General features: G+C 64.1%; 21 protein-coding genes and 1 pseudogene. 4 read left to right on the forward strand and 18 right to left on the reverse strand.

The annotated features are described in order from the left end of the window. The first annotated feature begins 8 nt into the window (after positions 1–8). Entirely contained in the window at positions 9–788 is a 780-nt protein-coding gene (locus tag IVB28_RS17045) for a methyltransferase domain-containing protein (RefSeq protein ID WP_276576213.1), read from the forward strand. A gap of 30 nt (positions 789–818) precedes the next feature. Here the strand turns inward: IVB28_RS17045 and IVB28_RS17050 are convergent, their stop codons facing one another. The 3 genes from IVB28_RS17050 to IVB28_RS17060 form a co-directional block, all read right to left on the reverse strand. Continuing rightward, a complete protein-coding gene (locus IVB28_RS17050) occupies positions 819–1,037 on the reverse strand; it encodes a hypothetical protein (RefSeq protein WP_247527667.1) in 219 nt (72 codons plus the stop codon). An 88-nt stretch (positions 1,038–1,125) separates the two neighbouring features. Next, positions 1,126–1,431, reverse strand: coding sequence for a GlsB/YeaQ/YmgE family stress response membrane protein (locus tag IVB28_RS17055; protein WP_247527668.1), 306 nt, complete (start codon positions 1,429–1,431; stop codon positions 1,126–1,128). After that, a complete protein-coding gene (locus IVB28_RS17060) occupies positions 1,428–1,625 on the reverse strand; it encodes a hypothetical protein (RefSeq protein ID WP_247527669.1) in 198 nt (65 codons plus the stop codon). The genes IVB28_RS17055 and IVB28_RS17060 overlap by 4 nt, the downstream gene beginning before the upstream one ends. 399 nt (positions 1,626–2,024) lie before the next feature. Here IVB28_RS17060 and IVB28_RS17065 point away from each other — a divergent pair, with 399 nt between their 5' ends. Beyond that, positions 2,025–2,729, forward strand: a complete 705-nt coding sequence (locus tag IVB28_RS17065; protein ID WP_247527670.1) for a DUF1236 domain-containing protein — start codon at positions 2,025–2,027, stop codon at positions 2,727–2,729. Positions 2,730–2,979: 250 nt separating this feature from the next. Here IVB28_RS17065 and IVB28_RS17070 read toward each other — a convergent pair whose 3' ends face one another. The 6 genes from IVB28_RS17070 to IVB28_RS17095 all read right to left on the reverse strand — a co-directional run bounded on the left by IVB28_RS17070 (position 2,980) and on the right by IVB28_RS17095 (position 6,108). Continuing rightward, the gene (locus IVB28_RS17070; RefSeq protein ID WP_247527671.1) at positions 2,980–3,285 is read right to left on the reverse strand and encodes a hypothetical protein; all 306 of its coding nucleotides are present in this window, start codon (positions 3,283–3,285) and stop codon (positions 2,980–2,982) included. Between the two features lie 120 nt (positions 3,286–3,405). Continuing rightward, positions 3,406–3,876, reverse strand: a complete 471-nt coding sequence (locus tag IVB28_RS17075) for an SMI1/KNR4 family protein (RefSeq protein ID WP_247527672.1) — start codon at positions 3,874–3,876, stop codon at positions 3,406–3,408. 117 nt (positions 3,877–3,993) lie between these two features. Beyond that, positions 3,994–4,275 (reverse strand): hypothetical protein, encoded by a 282-nt coding sequence (locus tag IVB28_RS17080; protein ID WP_247527673.1) that lies wholly within the window; start codon positions 4,273–4,275, stop codon positions 3,994–3,996. Positions 4,276–4,617: 342 nt separating this feature from the next. Next, positions 4,618–4,944, reverse strand: a complete 327-nt coding sequence (locus IVB28_RS17085) for a hypothetical protein (protein ID WP_247527674.1) — start codon at positions 4,942–4,944, stop codon at positions 4,618–4,620. Between the two features lie 93 nt (positions 4,945–5,037). Then, entirely contained in the window at positions 5,038–5,673 is a 636-nt protein-coding gene (locus IVB28_RS17090) for a cell envelope biogenesis protein TolA (RefSeq protein WP_247527677.1), read from the reverse strand. Positions 5,674–5,703: 30 nt separating this feature from the next. After that, on the reverse strand, positions 5,704–6,108 hold the full coding sequence (locus IVB28_RS17095; RefSeq protein WP_247527679.1) for a VOC family protein: 405 nt from the start codon (positions 6,106–6,108) through the stop codon (positions 5,704–5,706). A gap of 333 nt (positions 6,109–6,441) precedes the next feature. On the opposite strand from IVB28_RS17095, the pseudogene IVB28_RS17100 reads away from it, so the two are divergent. Next, positions 6,442–6,522, forward strand: a pseudogene (locus IVB28_RS17100) (PhnA domain-containing protein); the annotation flags it as partial. Between the two features lie 253 nt (positions 6,523–6,775). Here IVB28_RS17100 and IVB28_RS17105 read toward each other — a convergent pair. From IVB28_RS17105 to IVB28_RS17120, 4 genes are all read right to left on the reverse strand, one after another. Next, positions 6,776–7,696, reverse strand: a complete 921-nt coding sequence (locus IVB28_RS17105; protein WP_247527680.1) for a DMT family transporter — start codon at positions 7,694–7,696, stop codon at positions 6,776–6,778. 68 nt (positions 7,697–7,764) lie between these two features. Further along, entirely contained in the window at positions 7,765–7,911 is a 147-nt protein-coding gene (locus IVB28_RS17110; protein WP_247527681.1) for a hypothetical protein, read from the reverse strand. Between the two features lie 309 nt (positions 7,912–8,220). Further along, complete coding sequence (locus tag IVB28_RS17115; RefSeq protein WP_247527682.1) at positions 8,221–8,475, reverse strand: hypothetical protein; 255 nt, start codon at positions 8,473–8,475, stop codon at positions 8,221–8,223. Between the two features lie 171 nt (positions 8,476–8,646). Then, entirely contained in the window at positions 8,647–8,850 is a 204-nt protein-coding gene (locus IVB28_RS17120; RefSeq protein WP_247527683.1) for a hypothetical protein, read from the reverse strand. A 270-nt stretch (positions 8,851–9,120) separates the two neighbouring features. Here IVB28_RS17120 and IVB28_RS17125 point away from each other — a divergent pair, with 270 nt between their 5' ends. Then, positions 9,121–10,413 carry a hypothetical protein gene (locus tag IVB28_RS17125; RefSeq protein ID WP_247527684.1) on the forward strand — a complete coding sequence of 431 codons (1,293 nt, stop codon included), beginning with the start codon at positions 9,121–9,123 and terminating at the stop codon, positions 10,411–10,413. Positions 10,414–10,418: 5 nt separating this feature from the next. On the opposite strand, the gene pdxY is transcribed toward IVB28_RS17125, so the two are convergent. From pdxY to IVB28_RS17150, 5 genes are all read right to left on the reverse strand, one after another. Continuing rightward, on the reverse strand, positions 10,419–11,237 hold the full coding sequence (pdxY, locus tag IVB28_RS17130; protein WP_247527685.1) for a pyridoxal kinase: 819 nt from the start codon (positions 11,235–11,237) through the stop codon (positions 10,419–10,421). 297 nt (positions 11,238–11,534) lie between these two features. Continuing rightward, positions 11,535–11,855: a hypothetical protein gene (locus tag IVB28_RS17135; protein ID WP_247527686.1), complete on the reverse strand. Its 321-nt coding sequence runs from the start codon at positions 11,853–11,855 to the stop codon at positions 11,535–11,537. Between the two features lie 71 nt (positions 11,856–11,926). Continuing rightward, entirely contained in the window at positions 11,927–12,133 is a 207-nt protein-coding gene (locus tag IVB28_RS17140) for a hypothetical protein (RefSeq protein WP_346730741.1), read from the reverse strand. A 228-nt stretch (positions 12,134–12,361) separates the two neighbouring features. Continuing rightward, positions 12,362–12,640 (reverse strand): hypothetical protein, encoded by a 279-nt coding sequence (locus tag IVB28_RS17145; protein ID WP_247527688.1) that lies wholly within the window; start codon positions 12,638–12,640, stop codon positions 12,362–12,364. Between the two features lie 158 nt (positions 12,641–12,798). Beyond that, positions 12,799–13,767, reverse strand: a complete 969-nt coding sequence (locus IVB28_RS17150; RefSeq protein ID WP_247527690.1) for an SH3 domain-containing protein — start codon at positions 13,765–13,767, stop codon at positions 12,799–12,801. Positions 13,768–13,816: the final 49 nt, after the last annotated feature.

Here is a 13,816-nt window from a genome sequence, read left to right on the forward strand (position 1 = left end):
GCTGTTGCATGGCCGAGCTTCGCTTCGATGACGGTGCCGCCTATGAGCAGATGATGGGCGTCTGGAGCCGTTCGGTCGGCGAGGTCTTTCTCGACTGGCTGAGGCCGGCCCAGGGGCTGCGCTGGATCGATGTCGGCTGCGGCAGCGGCGCCTTCACCGAGCTCATCCTTGAGCGCTGCGCCCCCGGCGATGTGCAGGGCATCGATCCCTCGGAGGGCCAGCTCGCCTTTGCCCGCACGCGTCCGGGTGCACGCGGCGCCGTGTTTCAAACGGGCGATGCCATGGCGCTACCGTTTCCGGCGGCAAGTTTCGATGTCGCCGTGATGGCATTGGTTCTCGTGTTCGTGCCGGATGCATCGAAAGCTGTCGCGGAGCTGGCGCGGGTCGTTCGTCCCGGCGGCTTAGTAGCGACCTACATGTGGGACATGCTGGGCGGCGGATTTCCGCTCGATCCGATCCTTGGCGAGATGCGCGCGATGGGGCTGTCGCCGACGCGTCCGCACGTGGAAGCGTCCAGCCTTGCGGCGCTTCAGGGTTTCTGGAGCGCGGCCGGGCTTGAGCAGATCGCGACCCGCGAGATCACCGTGCAGCGGACGTTTGCCGATTTCGACGAATTCTGGAAATTGGAGACGAAGGCCCCCTCCACCACGGCGGTGATCGCAGCCATGCCGGCGGCCGATGTCACCGAACTCATGCAGCGCGTGAGGGCGCGCCTGCCCGCAGACACGGACGGCCGCATCACCTACAGCGCCCGCGCGCACGCGATCAACGGACGCAAGCCGGGCTGAAGAAGTGGCGAAGACCGTCGCCGCTAGATGTCAATAACGCGTCGAGATCTGAAGCTCCATCAGCGCCATGCGCTGCAGGATCATGGGGTCCCGCTCGCCATCCTTCGCGGTGCGAAGGATGGTTTCCGCGATGGCCTGAATGTGCGCGGAGCTGACCGGGGCAGGCAGTGACGCAACCGCCGTGTCCAGCGCAGCCTTCATCACGTCGATCGTTTCAGGTGAAAAAGATCCGTTCGAAAAGTTTAGCATGCCGGCACCGATCCGCAGGTGATCACGGGCGTCTTCCTCGCCCGCGCCTCACCGGCGCCGGCGCCTGATGCTGCCGCCTGGGTATGGGTCACCAGCGCCGACCCCAGCTGCCGCGCCAGCTGCTTCCCCATCCGCCGCCACCGCGAACCAACCGGACGACGAGGAGCAGCAGCACCGCACCCACTGTGGCGTTGACGATCGCACTGATGGTGCCGCTGCCGAGATGCACGCCGAGCTGAGGCAACAACCAGCTGCCGACAAACGCGCCCAGGATTCCGACGACGATATCACCGACGATCCCAAAGCCGGTCCCGCGGACGATCTGGCCGGCCAGCCAGCCGGCGACGAGACCTACGACCAAGATGACCAAAAGGCTTTCGCCGGACATATTCATTTTGTGACCTCACTCGGTTGGTTCAAATGGCTGCTGATCTGCGCAATCTGCTCGACGAGAATCGTCAGATGTCGCGGTAACGGGTCGTGCTCGCCGCGGAGGCTGACCCGCAGGCGGTCTCCGATTTCGTTGCAGATTGCCAGGCTGCAGCCGGGGTCGATCTGAATGGCGATGCGAACGTTGGGGCGATCCATGGCGATTTCCGGTTGGTACGCACGGAAGCTGACGCTTCGCGCCGGGCCGACTGGCTCTCGGAACGCGACCGGTGTCGTTATTGAAGGTGCGGGGTTCGGGTGATCTTTCGGACGTGCGATCCTACGCACCGCCGGGGCTCACTGACACAACGGCTGCAATGACCAAGGGTTCCGTCCGAATACAACCTATATTTGAATCTTACGGTCGCGCCCGAGCCGACACGTAGAGATTGGACACCGCCGGCTCGCGATCACTCCTTTTTCCACTGTATTCCTGCATCGTGGCTCCCAATCGTCATTAAACCAGAAATAGAACCGGAACTTCAGCTCCTCGAGGCCGTTCGCTCCCCATGGCTGACGTTTGTCGGCATCATATTCAAATGAATTGGAAAAGATCAGATGAGACATACTTTGATGGTTTCTGTCGCCGTTGCAGCCTTGTTTGCTGCGATCGGTGTTGCGATGGCTCAAGGCGCCAACCAGAGCGGAGCAAAGGGCGCGGAGGCTCCCGCCGCCGTTGCGCCGAAGGCTGACACCGCGGCCCCTCACGGCTCGCCGGCACAGGCAACGCCGCAGCACGCACAGGGCGCGCCTGACGCAAAGCGCGTCGGGGACGTCAAGGCCGACGGCAAGCCGAAGACCTCGGAAACAATGGCCCCGGCGACCACTTCGAAGGACGGGATGAAGCCGACAGCCGACAAGAAGACGACCGGCGAGATGAAGTCGGATGGGACGACAAAGGCGCCCGATTCGGCCACCACGTCGAAGGACATCAAGAGCCCGACCGCCGAGAGCAGGCCTTCGGCGCCCGAGGGCAAGACGACCGGCAATGCCGCTACCACGGCAGTCGCGGCGCCTCCCGCCGAAAAGCGTACCCAGATCACTTCGGCCATCAAGCAGGAAAAGGTCGAGGAAGTCACCAACGTGAACTTCAATTTGTCGATCGGCACCGTCGTCCCGGCCAGCGTCCGTTATCACGCGTTGCCGAGCCGCATTGTCGAAATCTATCCGGAGTGGCGCGGATACGAGTTCATCCTGGTGCACGGCAGGTACGTGATCCTTCGCCCGCACACCCACGAGATCGTCTATATCATCGAGGGCTAAAGCATGATCCGGAAAAGTGCGCAGCGGTTTTCCGAAAAGGTCATGCTGAAACAAAACCTAAAGCGCGATGGCGATTCGTCCTAATCGCATCCGCGCTTTAGGCGCAATCAGATCACGCGCAAACCCAAGGGCGGCTTAACAGCCGCCCTTTTTGCCGTTCAGCCCGGTTCGGTTTGCATGAACACCAGGGCCGAAACGCGCAAAGGCCGCGGATTTCGCCGCGGCCTTCAGTAAGTTGTGGTTGTTAAGCTCAGTAGCGGCTGCCGCCGATGCCCACGCTCACGCCGGGAGCGCTGAAGCCGATTCCGCCGCGGTCCTCGTAGCCACGGCGCTCAATGTAGCGCTCGCGAGGAGCGTACCCATAGGACTCGCGAACGATGACCCGTCGCTGGCCGCGTTCACGCCAGCAGCGGCCGTTTTCGTTGCAGACCATGCGAACGTTCTGAATGTCGCTATCCGAGCCTATGGATTGATCAACAACGAGAGGCGCTGCCGAAGCGGCAGTCGCAAGGAGCGCGCTTGTAGCCACCGCGAAAGCGATTGCAATTTTGTTCATGATGTTCTCCGGAGGGAATGTGTCGTGGATGCAACGGGCCAGCCACAGCTTAGTTCCCTCCCCCGGAAAACAACGACGCAGCCGATCTCACCAGCAGATGCTCGACCACCGGCCAGTCCTTCACGCCTCACCCAAACCGAGAATGAAGGTCTCAAGATCGGGCGCGAGTTCGTTTGTATTCGGGAAGTCGGCGAACATCTCGCCACCGTCCGGTGGCTCGCGCTCGTGGTCCCAGTAGAACACCTTGCCATAGCTGTCCTGCTCCAGACTGAGCAGGAACAGGTCACCGCCTGGATCAGGCGCGAAGGGGCAGCTCAGCCGCGGGATTCGATTCATGCTCCGATACACATCGTAATTGTCGATGACGCCGTAGCTATCGGTCGGATGGGTTGTGAACAGCACGTCCAGAACGGTGCGGTCGTTGCGCCAGGGCAACTCGACGCCGCAAGGTTCGAAGCCGCCGCCATCGGACTGCGCAAGCAGCGCCTTGTAGGGTGCGGGCAGCGGCGCACAGATATGTTGTTCGAGCGCGCGAATCGCATCGAAGGACGCCGGCGGGCGTCGGTCGTCCATGAGATCCAGATAGTTCATGTGGGACCGCGGCGTCTCTCGATAGGCCGTTGAGTAGACTTACCTTCCGCGAGGGCTATTGGTGGGTTTCGCTCCGCCTACCCACCCTGCCACGCACCCATCATTCCGCGTGGATGCCTACCACCAATACGGCCAGCGCCAGCCCTCGTAGCGCACATAGGACGGCACCAGCGGCGGGCCGTAGGGATCGACCTTGTCGTCCTCGGGGCGATAGCGATAGCGCGGAACGACGTTGTAATCCCACGGCGTCGGCCTCAGCACGGGCGCGGTGACGATGAGCCGCTCTTGCGGTGCGCGAACGACAACGGCTTTCCGCGTCCGGGCTTCAGCGCCTGATGTTGCAAGGCTGCACAGCACCAGGGCGGTTCCGAGCGCACAGGCGGCGGTCTTTTTTGTCATGCGTTGGGTCTCCATTCGCTACGAAGAGTGCAAAAGGACGGGCGGCAAGGCAAGCAAATTTCGCGCGAACTTTTTTCTGCGGCCATCCTTCGAGACGCCCGCTTTGAGCGGGCTCCTCAGGATTAGGGCTGAGTGCGCGGCAACAGCTTCGGCAGGCGCCATTGCCGCTTAGCCTCATCCTGAGGAGGCGCGTCAGCGCCGTCTCGAAGGACGAGGCGCTCGCTCCGGCGCTTTAACGGTCGTGGCCCGGATGGCCCTACGCCGCGTCGATATCTTCAGGCACATCGCCATGGTAAAGAAATTGCTGCCCGCTTCGCCTCATCGCGCGGCGCAGATCGCACGTCACCCGCCGGCTTCGCCGTCCAACAATTCCAGAACCCGCGCCACCTGGCCGCGGTCCGCAACCAGCACATATTCCTGCCGCGCCAGACTGGCGCCGCTCGCGACGACGATCGCTTTCTTCGGGCAGAGGCCGAAGCATGCGGTCACGATCAGCTTTGCCGGCTTGTTGCCGTCGCGCTTGCTCGCCTTCAGTTCGGATTTCAGCGCACGCCTAACCTCGCGGCCCTCATCGCTGCGCTTGAGGCACTTCCGGCACACCAGAACCGGGGCCGCGCGGCGCGGGCGCACGAGCATCGGGCTTGCGGATTTCGGGGACTTTTCTTGCATGGAGAACCTGTATGAGACATCAGCTCATATAGGGATGGAACCGCGCATCCGCCGCAGCGAGACGATGCAAATTGGTCAAAGCGCTAGCGCGCCCTACTCGCGCGCCCGACGCAAAGCCTCCTGCAGCTTGATCCGCTGCTTGTCCCAGCGGTCCTGTTCCGCTTCGGCCCGCTGGTCCAGCGCGGCACGGGCGGCCTCGATTTCCTCGGTTCGCGCCTCGTGCTCCTGCTTTGCCTTGTTCAGCGCCGCCTCGGCCGCGGCCGCCGCCTTGTCGCGGCGTGCGCGCGCCTTGGCACGGGTGGCCTCCTCCTTGCGGCGCTCGGCCTCGCGCCGCCGCTCCTCCTTCTCGAACGCGGCGGCAGCCTTGCGCGCCGCCTGTTCGTCGACCTTGCGGGGCGGTTTCTTTGCAGACTTGGCCGGACGCTGCTTCGACGTCGTCCTGCTTTTGGGCTTACGTTTCGGCTTGGCGTCGTCCTCGGCAAGATCGGTGGGCAGCTCGGCGCTTTCGGTGAACGGGCCGTTGGATCCGACCGGACGCCTGAGCACGACACCCGGCTTCGCCATGGTCGCCGCGACGATGTCAGGATCGTCAGTCTCCGTTGCGGCGCCCTGATGGAACAGGTTGGAGCTGGCGCCCCAGGCCTGAAGCGCCGCCTTCATCGAGGGCGCGGCGATCGCCTGGTCGTAGAAGCCGAGCGAGGTCTGGTAAGTCTTCAGTTTCTTTGGCATGTCGCCCCGTTAGCGAGCGTAGATCACGAACTACGAACGTCCCACCAACGCGTCATACCCCTGCTCGCTGAACGCCAGCAAACAAAACCCGTGCCCGAACGGATCGGCCAGCATCGCGATCCGGCCGTAGGGCGCATCGCTCGCCGGCACCTCCAGGATCGCGCCGGCGCGCAACGCGCGTTCGACGGCGGCATCGACATCGTCGACGACGACGTCGATATGCATGGGCGTCCAGTGCCGCTCGTAACGGCGGCGGTCGGCGCCGGCACCTAACGTGCCGGCCTTCTTGGTCAAGAGATAGACCGGCGCGGGCCAGCCGAGCAGCTCGACGAAGTCTGTGCCGAAGCGGCGGCTGACCGTGAGGCCGAAGGCTTCGGTGTAGAACGTCGTGGCCTGCGCGACATCGGGGACGTCGATGTTGAGAAGAAAGGTCATGAAGCACTCGCTGCGAGGTTTGTGCGGCGAACCTAGCCCGGATGGAGCGCAAACAAAATCCGGGATGATGCCGCACGCTCGGCGGGCGGATTTCGCTGACGCTTCATCCTACGCAGGGCTCTCCTCGTCACCTACCATCGCCAGCAAGACATCATGCCACCGTTTTGCCCGACGGGTCAAATCTTGTTCGGCGTTACCGAAATTGCGGAGCGTTATCAAGATGTGCCTACTGTGCATGGGGTTGTTTTCGAGATTCGATGAAGAGGCACACTGCTTCGGTGATATCGCACCGGCAGGGGATGGCGGCGCGATGCGTCGGCAGCTTTCCCTTGCGACGGACACACAACATCGCCTTGCAAGATCGACGGCATCGGCGCGATGAACTTGAAGTCGGAGTTCGTGAGAAAGGCGTAGCGGCAAGACAGCCCGCGCGTCGCGCCATTGCGGGTTGCGGGTTCCTGCGCGGGAACAAACAATGTTCTTATCGCTGTCGCAAATCTGTGTAAGCTGACGGATGCCGGGCAGGCGTTTCTAGCGCGTATCTATTTTTTCAACCCGGGGCTGGCTTGTTGGTTCACCTGTTCGATTGCATCACAGGCTTTCAGACTTCAGCGGCCGCCCTCCTCGGGCGGCCTTCCTGTTTGACGCGCGCAGAATCCGCAGCGATCTAGCGCTGCCGCTGCGCCAGATAAAATCCGCACAGCACCGTCACGAGCCCCGCGCCCTGCAATAGCGTTGGCGCCTCGCCGAGCAGCAGCCAGCCAGTGAGCAGCGTCAGCGCCGGCACGCAGGCCGGAAACACCGCGGCGCGGGCAACGCCGAGGCGCTGGACAGAGACGGCGTAGAGATAAAGCGCGGCGGGACCGGCGAGCACGCCCTGCGCCAGCGCCTGGATGGCGTTCTCGGTGATGCCGATCGCCGCAACATGGGCAAGGCCGACGGTCGCGATGTAGACCGGCAGCAGCAGCAGCGACAGCACGCTGATGACGAGCGCGGCCGACACGGGCGAGACGCGCCAGTGCCGCAGCGCTGCGCCGAAGCCGGCGAACATCAATCCCGTCAGCACGAAGATCAGATCGCCCAGCACGCCGTCGGCACCGATATGGCCGATCGATTCCGCGCCGATCACGCCGAGGCCACCGACGATGACGATCGCGCCGGCAAGGCGCGAGGCGGAGACATGTTCCTTCAGCACCAGTGCTGCGAGCAGCAGGCCGCCGAGCGTCGCGCAGGAGGGCTGGATCACGCTGCCATGGCCGAGCGGCACGAACAGGAAGCCGGTGTAGGAGATCAGCGACATCACGGGGCCGCCGAGCACCATCAGCACGAGGCCCCTGCTCCAGCCGATGCCGCAGAGATCGCCAATGCCGGCGCGCAGCACCAGCGGCAGGAACGCGATGCCCGACCAGACATAGCGATGCACCAGCAGATCGACCGGCGTGAAGCCGACCTTGAGCCCGTGCCGCGTGCCGGCAAAGCCGAGCGCCCAGAACAGCGCCGCGGCAAGGCCGCAGACCACGCCGAGCAGTGCCGGCGCTGCATCGTTGTTTTGAGAAAGAGCGTCAGCGCCGCTCGTCCGCTGATCCATCGATCAGGCTTAGGCCAGCGCGCCGATCGGCTCAACCCACGGCGCTGCAGGGCTGGCACGCGGAGGGCCTAGAAAAATCCCGGGCTGAGATCGAGGCCGTATGTCAGGCAGAGCACGAACACGAACAGCCCGGCGGCGGCGAACAGGGCGGTGTGCTTGAGAATGAACGCACGCGGCGAAGCGGTGGCAACAACGGCTTTCTGCGCAACGGGCATGACGGTCTCCATTATGATTTCAAAAATTGGCCGCCGGGAATGCGGCCGTCGCATCAAGCAACGCGATTGTGCAAAGCAACTGTTAAATGGATCACGCCCGTTATGAACGGGGATACATAACCGGCACATTCACGCGAACTTGTTCGCGGCCGGATTCTCAATCAGCGCATCGGTGTCAATTCATCGTGCCGAGACATCGCACGCCGCGCGCCGGCGCGAAATACACAGGCAGTGTCGATGTCGAAAAGTCTGATGCGGCAGCGGGTCCCGCCTCTAGGCGGAACCCACCTGCCGTCACGCGATCTCAGATCAGCGGGCAGCGCTGGTCGTGACGTCGGCCGTCTTCACCTTGCGCGAGCTGAGCACCTTCGCCTGGTGGACCGAGGCAACGCTGGTCGGCGCAGCAATCTGCTGCTCGACATGCGCGGCACCGAGCACGCGAACCTGTAGGGGCGAGACCGGAAATCCGTTGGCCTCGTAAGTCGGCAGCTCGGCGGCGAAAGCCGCGGTGCTGCCCGCGATCGTCAGGATGGCGGCGGCGATCGACAGAGTCTTCTTGTTCATTGGTAATGCTCCTGAGGGGAAGTGTCGGAGCATATTTAGGCCCGTTTTGTTGCGATGCGACATCCTTTGTTGCATCGCAATATAGCGTGCGACGCATGGCGATATGTTTAACGCGTACAGGGAGTTGCCCGAATCACGGTCGGCCGCGACATGACGGTTTTATGGACGTGCTCAGCCACCGAGCACATTGCCCCAGCCATCGAACAGATAGTCCTTCCAGGCTACGGTTCCATCGTCGCTCCTGCGGCTGGCCTGCCGGTAATCGTCGGCCTGCTCAGCGGTCCAGGTGATGATCGTGTCCGTAAGGCGATCGTGCAGGATGGCGGGCTCGGTGGGGTCGAAGGCGTCCATGGAACGAAGCGAGGAATGCGTCATGGGCGACCAAACGCGTCAGCCGCAACAAAGTTGCGCGTAACGGGTAGCGAAGTTTCCCCTCGGGAACCGCAATGGAACTCGCGTTGCACCTCAGCAACACCCGCTCGAAAAGCCGGTTTTCGCCAACTTGCGCTATTGCGCCGCCACACCATCCTCCGAACAATCAAGGCGCTGCGTGCCTTTCCGTGCAAGACTGTTTTCGTCAGACTGTTTGCATCATGACTGTCCGGACAAGACGGGTTCGGGCAGAACCGTTTGGAGGCAGGGATCATGAACGATCGGCGGTCTCTTTTAGTGGCGGTCACTTGCCCTTCGGCGGTGCTCGCCGGCTGGCTAGCGCTTTCTCTCTCCGCCTATGCTCCTGCCCTCATCGAGAACAGCGGTGCCAATGCGGCCGCCGTTTCGCGCGCGAAGGATCTCAGCCGCCTCGACCTCGCCGACGTGCCGCGCGCTGCAACGATCGAGGACGGCATCGCCTTGACCACCGACATCGCGGCTGCCGTCGCCGCGGCGCCGGTCCCGACGATCACTGAGACGCCCGCCCCCGCCGTCAAGCTCGCCGCGGCCGATCCGGCGCTGATTTTGCTGACCGAGGCACCGCTCGCGCCACAAATGTCGCCAGAACCAGAGCCCGTCGTCATCGAGGCGGCGCCGGCAGCGGCGCCGGAGCCAGTCAAACTGGCATCCGCCGATCCCACCGAGCTCCTAATGACGGACGCGCTGTCCTCCGCGGCGATCGCGAGCGGCCCTGTCACGCCCGTAAGCAAGGCATCACCTCCGGCCGACACCGTCGCCGTGCTCGACGAATGCTTCGTCATGGATGCGTGCATCGATCGCTATCTCTGGACGCTCTATCAGCGCACCGCAAAGGAGGACTCGATCAAGGTCCAGGCGCGCCGTGCCGTCACCGTCAAGCGCAAGGGCAAGACAATCACGGTAATGCGCAGCTTCACGAAGCTGGTCGATGAGGATTTCGGCTGGAAGGATCCGAAGGCGGCCGAGCACGCCGGCATGTCAATGATGGATTACGTCATCGGCGGCATGGACAAGAGCTTCAAGCGAAAGCTGTTTCGCACGCTGCTTGCCGCGGAAGCCGTCGGCCTCTCGCCCGGGATCACCAGTGCGTTCCGCGACGATTATCGCCAGTCGATCGCGAGTGGCCTGAAGGCCGCCTCCGACCGTTCGTATCATGGCGGCAGCACGCGCGGCGGCTACGGCCACGGCATGGCCGCCGACATCGTCAGCACCCAAGGGAATAATCGCGCGCAGCGTTGGGTCTCGACCGAAATCCTGTGGAAGTGGGTCGACGCCAACGGCAGGGCGTACGGCATCGGCCGGCCCTATCTCGGTCGCGATCCGCCGCATGTCGGCCCGGTCGACGGCCAGGAATACATCTCGCGCCGTGGCACGGGCGACGGAAAGCAAGTGGCCAGCGTGAAGTCCAGGAAGGTGATGCGCGCCGCGGCCCATGCAAAACCACCAAAGGCCCAGGCCGCACGCGAGCAGAGGGTTCCCGCGAAGCCGCAGAAATCGGCGCAATCGACCGGCAAGCGCGCGACCTGACACCCTTACGGTGCGCGGCCCGGCGTCGGCAGCGGCACGAGCCGCATCTCGGCCGTGCCGGCGTCCTGCGTGCGCACCAACACCGCAAAAATCGTCTCGACCGCGAGCCGCACCGCTGCCTCGATCGCCTGGCCCTTGGCCAGATGCGCCGCGATCAGACCGGTGAGGAGATCGCCGGTGCCGTAGGGGCGGATCGGCAGGCGCGGCGTCGCCAAGCGCGACAATCGCCCGTCGGCACACAGGATCGTCTCCACCTGCCCCGCCGCCGTGTCGGCGAGCGTGCAACCGGTGGCGACGACATCGATGCGGCCGGTCGCCGCCAGCGCCGCACACGCGACGCGCAGGCCCCGCGCATCAGGGATCGTGAGGCCTGAGAGCAGCTCGAGCTCGAACTGGTTCGGCGTCGTCAGGTCCGCTGCCGGCAGCAACCGGTGCCGGACCACGTCCAAAATGCCCTCGGCGACATAGACGCGGCCGTCATCGCCGATCACGGGATCGCAGAGATAGACGAGCTTCGCATTTCGCGTAAGCGCCCGCTCGACGAAATCGGCGATCACGGCGGCATTGCCCGGCGAGCCGAGATAGCCGGTCACCAGCACGGCCGCCTCGTCGACGAGGCCGCGTTCCTCCACACCCTTCAGAAGGTCGGCGACGAGCTCGGTCTCCAGCACCCGCCCGCGCAGGCTCGGGTAGCGCGGATGGTTGGACAGCAGGGTCGTCGGTACCGCCGCAACGTTCACACCCTCCGCCTGCATGGCATAGGCGGCCGCGCTGTTGCCGACATGGCCGTGGACCACCTGGCTTTGAATGGAGATAACAAGCATGAAGGAGGTCCGTAGGGTCTATTGTCGAGCGACACAAGCAGGGCAATCGTAGCCCGGATGGAGGGGGCGCTCCATCCGGCTTACGAGCCTACGGCATCCGGCGAGTTCTGAAAATCATCGCGCAAAGGCCGCGATCTCCGCCTCGCTCCGCGTCTCTTCCGAGAAACTCTTGCCGACCTCGCTGTGCGTCCTCTCCTATGTCACGACGGCACAGACGCGCATGAGCGCCGATCTTCGCGCCGTGCACGCAAGGCTGCTCGCTCAGACTTATCGACGCGGCTAGCAGGAGGTGGCAGCCTACTGGGTCTGCACCGGCTTGGGCGGACGCGGCGCGGATCGCGCGGGCTTCTTGGCGGGCTTGGCCGGCCCGCGCGGCGGCGGCTCGTCGACTGACTGCAGATAGGCGGCAAGCACCCTGGCCGAGTCCGAGCTGGTCGCGTAGTGGTCCTTCAGAAACCAGGACAACGTCAGGCTGAAGCGACCCTTGGCAAGGCCGCGCGGACTGCGATGGCAGCTCGCACAGCCGTCAGCGAAGAGCTTGGCTGGCGACTTGCCGGCGTCGAGATTTTGCGCGGCTGCGACCGTCGCCGTGAGAACGACGACGGCGGCTGCACTCATCACGGGCACGATCCGGTCGCGTCCCGGTCGAAACAGTGATCTCAAATGTCGCCCCTCGCCCCGGCCTGCGGTCACGCCGCCGACAGCTGATCGAATTCGGGCGGTGCGTAGGCCTTACCGTCCTGATCGGTGATGACGACCCGCCACCCCTCGCTCGCCCACACCTTGGCCTTTGCCACGATGAGCAGCCGGCTCTCGCGGTCGAAACTGCACTTCTCGTTGTCGCGTTCTGCGACCATTCTGTAGGCCAATTCGCATCCCCTTGCGTCGCCCTGCACCCGGCCTCGTCGTGGCAGCGGGCTTTGGCGGCAATTCGCCGGGAGCGTGGCAATTTGGTGCCATCCGCAAAGCATGGCTCTGGCGGCTGGTCACATCAGCAATGGAACCGATCGTCCCATGCGCGAGCTTCGCTAAAGCATGATCCGGAAAAGTGCGCGGTCTTCCGAAAAGATCATGCTTAAACGACAACCTAAAGCGATGGCGATTCATCCAAATCGCATCGCGCTTTAGTGCACGCGGATGATGTGTGGGCGGCCGAGATCGATCAGCCCCTGCACGGCTGAGAGGCGATCGTCGAGGGCTGCTATAGTGAGCAGCAGGTTGTTCCGGCGTTCGTCGAGCAAACCCATTTCGGCGCCGGTGAGCTTCATGCTCGTCCGTTCCTTTTGAATCGCTTCGAGGGATTCGCGCAATCCGGCAATCAGGCCGGTCAGCTGTTTGGCCTCTTTCGTCATCGAACGCTTCGCGACATTTTGGCGGCGAGACACCGCCTGGCTCTGTCTCATGTCATCCTCCCGTGCCCCGCTGCCCCGAGTGGATGCTTACACCTTTGGGTAGACATGTTACGATCGATGAAATCTTCCCCCGAAAAACCGAATTAAATTGTCGCGACCTCAACATGGCGTGGAAAAGCCCGGCGCCAGGGCCGGGCTTTCATACTACGCTAGTGCTTCTGATGGCCGCCGGGGCCGCCGACCGGTGCACCGCCGCCAGGGGGCGCGGCATTGATGTGGGGAGCACCGCCGCCGCCGGGGTGCGGCATTGCAGGTGCCGCCGCGCGCGGCGCCGGCATCTGGGCATGAGCGTTCGTCGGTGAACCATGGCTGACATTAGGCTGGGCCACGTGGGGCATCGCAGGTCGAGCCGCAGGCGCGGCGGAAACGCGCGGCGCCTCATGCGCACGCGTCATCGGCTCCGTGCGCATTGCGGCGCGGCCCGCAGCATGGTCGCGCATCATGCGCCCCTGCGCCTCACGCGGACCACGGGTCTGCACGGCAGCGCGCTCATTCACGATGCGCTCGCTGCGTCCGGCGCGAGTCCGGTCGGCCGTCGCCGCAGCATCGCGCTTGATGGCGGCGTCCGGCCGCGCCGTTGTGGCATCACGCCGGGAGATCGCCTCCGCACCCTTACCGTGCACGCCGCTACGTTCGAGTGCGCTCGCCGCGTCGCGAGTCGCCGCGCGACCGATGCGGGCCGCGCGCGGATCAATGGTCATCCGCGTCGCGACGCTCTGATGCGAGCTCCAGTAATTATTCCAATAGGCGTGGCGGCGATACCAGGAACGTCCGCCATAATGGCTCGACCAGTACGACGTCAGCACGAAGGGGACGATGGGAACGTCGATCTCACCGACATAGTCGGGCAGATAGACGTAGTGATTGCGATAGAGATATTCGAGATATTGCGATGACACCCAGCCGCGATCGTCTGAGAAGCTGACGTCGCACCAGGCATTGCCGCGCAGGCAGCCATGGATGTTGACGCGGGCGCCCCCGGGGATGCGATCGACCAGCGGAAAGCCCGTGCCCGGCCCGGCGCGCAAGCCGGTTGAGACGGTGACGATGCCCGGCGCGGCCAGTGCGGCTGTTGGCGCGAGCAGCAATGCAGCAATTAAAACGCTCTTGAATTTCATGGCGCGCTCCTCCTCTTTCGAGTCGGAACGCGCAAGCGGAACGGGCGTT

The organism is Bradyrhizobium sp. 199, assembly GCF_023073355.1.
In the GTDB taxonomy this organism is placed as follows: Bacteria; Pseudomonadota; Alphaproteobacteria; order Rhizobiales; family Xanthobacteraceae; genus Bradyrhizobium.

Excerpts from the sequence above, each read along its gene's own strand:
- IVB28_RS17045 (WP_276576213.1), top strand. The coding sequence starts at position 9 with ATGGCCGAGCTTCGCTTCGATGACGGTGCCGCCTATGAGCAGATGATG.
- IVB28_RS17050 (WP_247527667.1), bottom strand. The coding sequence starts at position 1,037 with ATGCTAAACTTTTCGAACGGATCTTTTTCACCTGAAACGATCGACGTG.
- IVB28_RS17055 (WP_247527668.1), bottom strand. The coding sequence starts at position 1,431 with ATGAATATGTCCGGCGAAAGCCTTTTGGTCATCTTGGTCGTAGGTCTC.
- IVB28_RS17060 (WP_247527669.1), bottom strand. The coding sequence starts at position 1,625 with ATGGATCGCCCCAACGTTCGCATCGCCATTCAGATCGACCCCGGCTGC.
- IVB28_RS17065 (WP_247527670.1), top strand. The coding sequence starts at position 2,025 with ATGAGACATACTTTGATGGTTTCTGTCGCCGTTGCAGCCTTGTTTGCT.
- IVB28_RS17070 (WP_247527671.1), bottom strand. The coding sequence starts at position 3,285 with ATGAACAAAATTGCAATCGCTTTCGCGGTGGCTACAAGCGCGCTCCTT.
- IVB28_RS17075 (WP_247527672.1), bottom strand. The coding sequence starts at position 3,876 with ATGAACTATCTGGATCTCATGGACGACCGACGCCCGCCGGCGTCCTTC.
- IVB28_RS17080 (WP_247527673.1), bottom strand. The coding sequence starts at position 4,275 with ATGACAAAAAAGACCGCCGCCTGTGCGCTCGGAACCGCCCTGGTGCTG.
- IVB28_RS17085 (WP_247527674.1), bottom strand. The coding sequence starts at position 4,944 with ATGCAAGAAAAGTCCCCGAAATCCGCAAGCCCGATGCTCGTGCGCCCG.
- IVB28_RS17090 (WP_247527677.1), bottom strand. The coding sequence starts at position 5,673 with ATGCCAAAGAAACTGAAGACTTACCAGACCTCGCTCGGCTTCTACGAC.
- IVB28_RS17095 (WP_247527679.1), bottom strand. The coding sequence starts at position 6,108 with ATGACCTTTCTTCTCAACATCGACGTCCCCGATGTCGCGCAGGCCACG.
- IVB28_RS17105 (WP_247527680.1), bottom strand. The coding sequence starts at position 7,696 with ATGGATCAGCGGACGAGCGGCGCTGACGCTCTTTCTCAAAACAACGAT.
- IVB28_RS17110 (WP_247527681.1), bottom strand. The coding sequence starts at position 7,911 with ATGCCCGTTGCGCAGAAAGCCGTTGTTGCCACCGCTTCGCCGCGTGCG.
- IVB28_RS17115 (WP_247527682.1), bottom strand. The coding sequence starts at position 8,475 with ATGAACAAGAAGACTCTGTCGATCGCCGCCGCCATCCTGACGATCGCG.
- IVB28_RS17120 (WP_247527683.1), bottom strand. The coding sequence starts at position 8,850 with ATGACGCATTCCTCGCTTCGTTCCATGGACGCCTTCGACCCCACCGAG.
- IVB28_RS17125 (WP_247527684.1), top strand. The coding sequence starts at position 9,121 with ATGAACGATCGGCGGTCTCTTTTAGTGGCGGTCACTTGCCCTTCGGCG.
- pdxY (WP_247527685.1), bottom strand. The coding sequence starts at position 11,237 with ATGCTTGTTATCTCCATTCAAAGCCAGGTGGTCCACGGCCATGTCGGC.
- IVB28_RS17135 (WP_247527686.1), bottom strand. The coding sequence starts at position 11,855 with ATGAGTGCAGCCGCCGTCGTCGTTCTCACGGCGACGGTCGCAGCCGCG.
- IVB28_RS17145 (WP_247527688.1), bottom strand. The coding sequence starts at position 12,640 with ATGAGACAGAGCCAGGCGGTGTCTCGCCGCCAAAATGTCGCGAAGCGT.
- IVB28_RS17150 (WP_247527690.1), bottom strand. The coding sequence starts at position 13,767 with ATGAAATTCAAGAGCGTTTTAATTGCTGCATTGCTGCTCGCGCCAACA.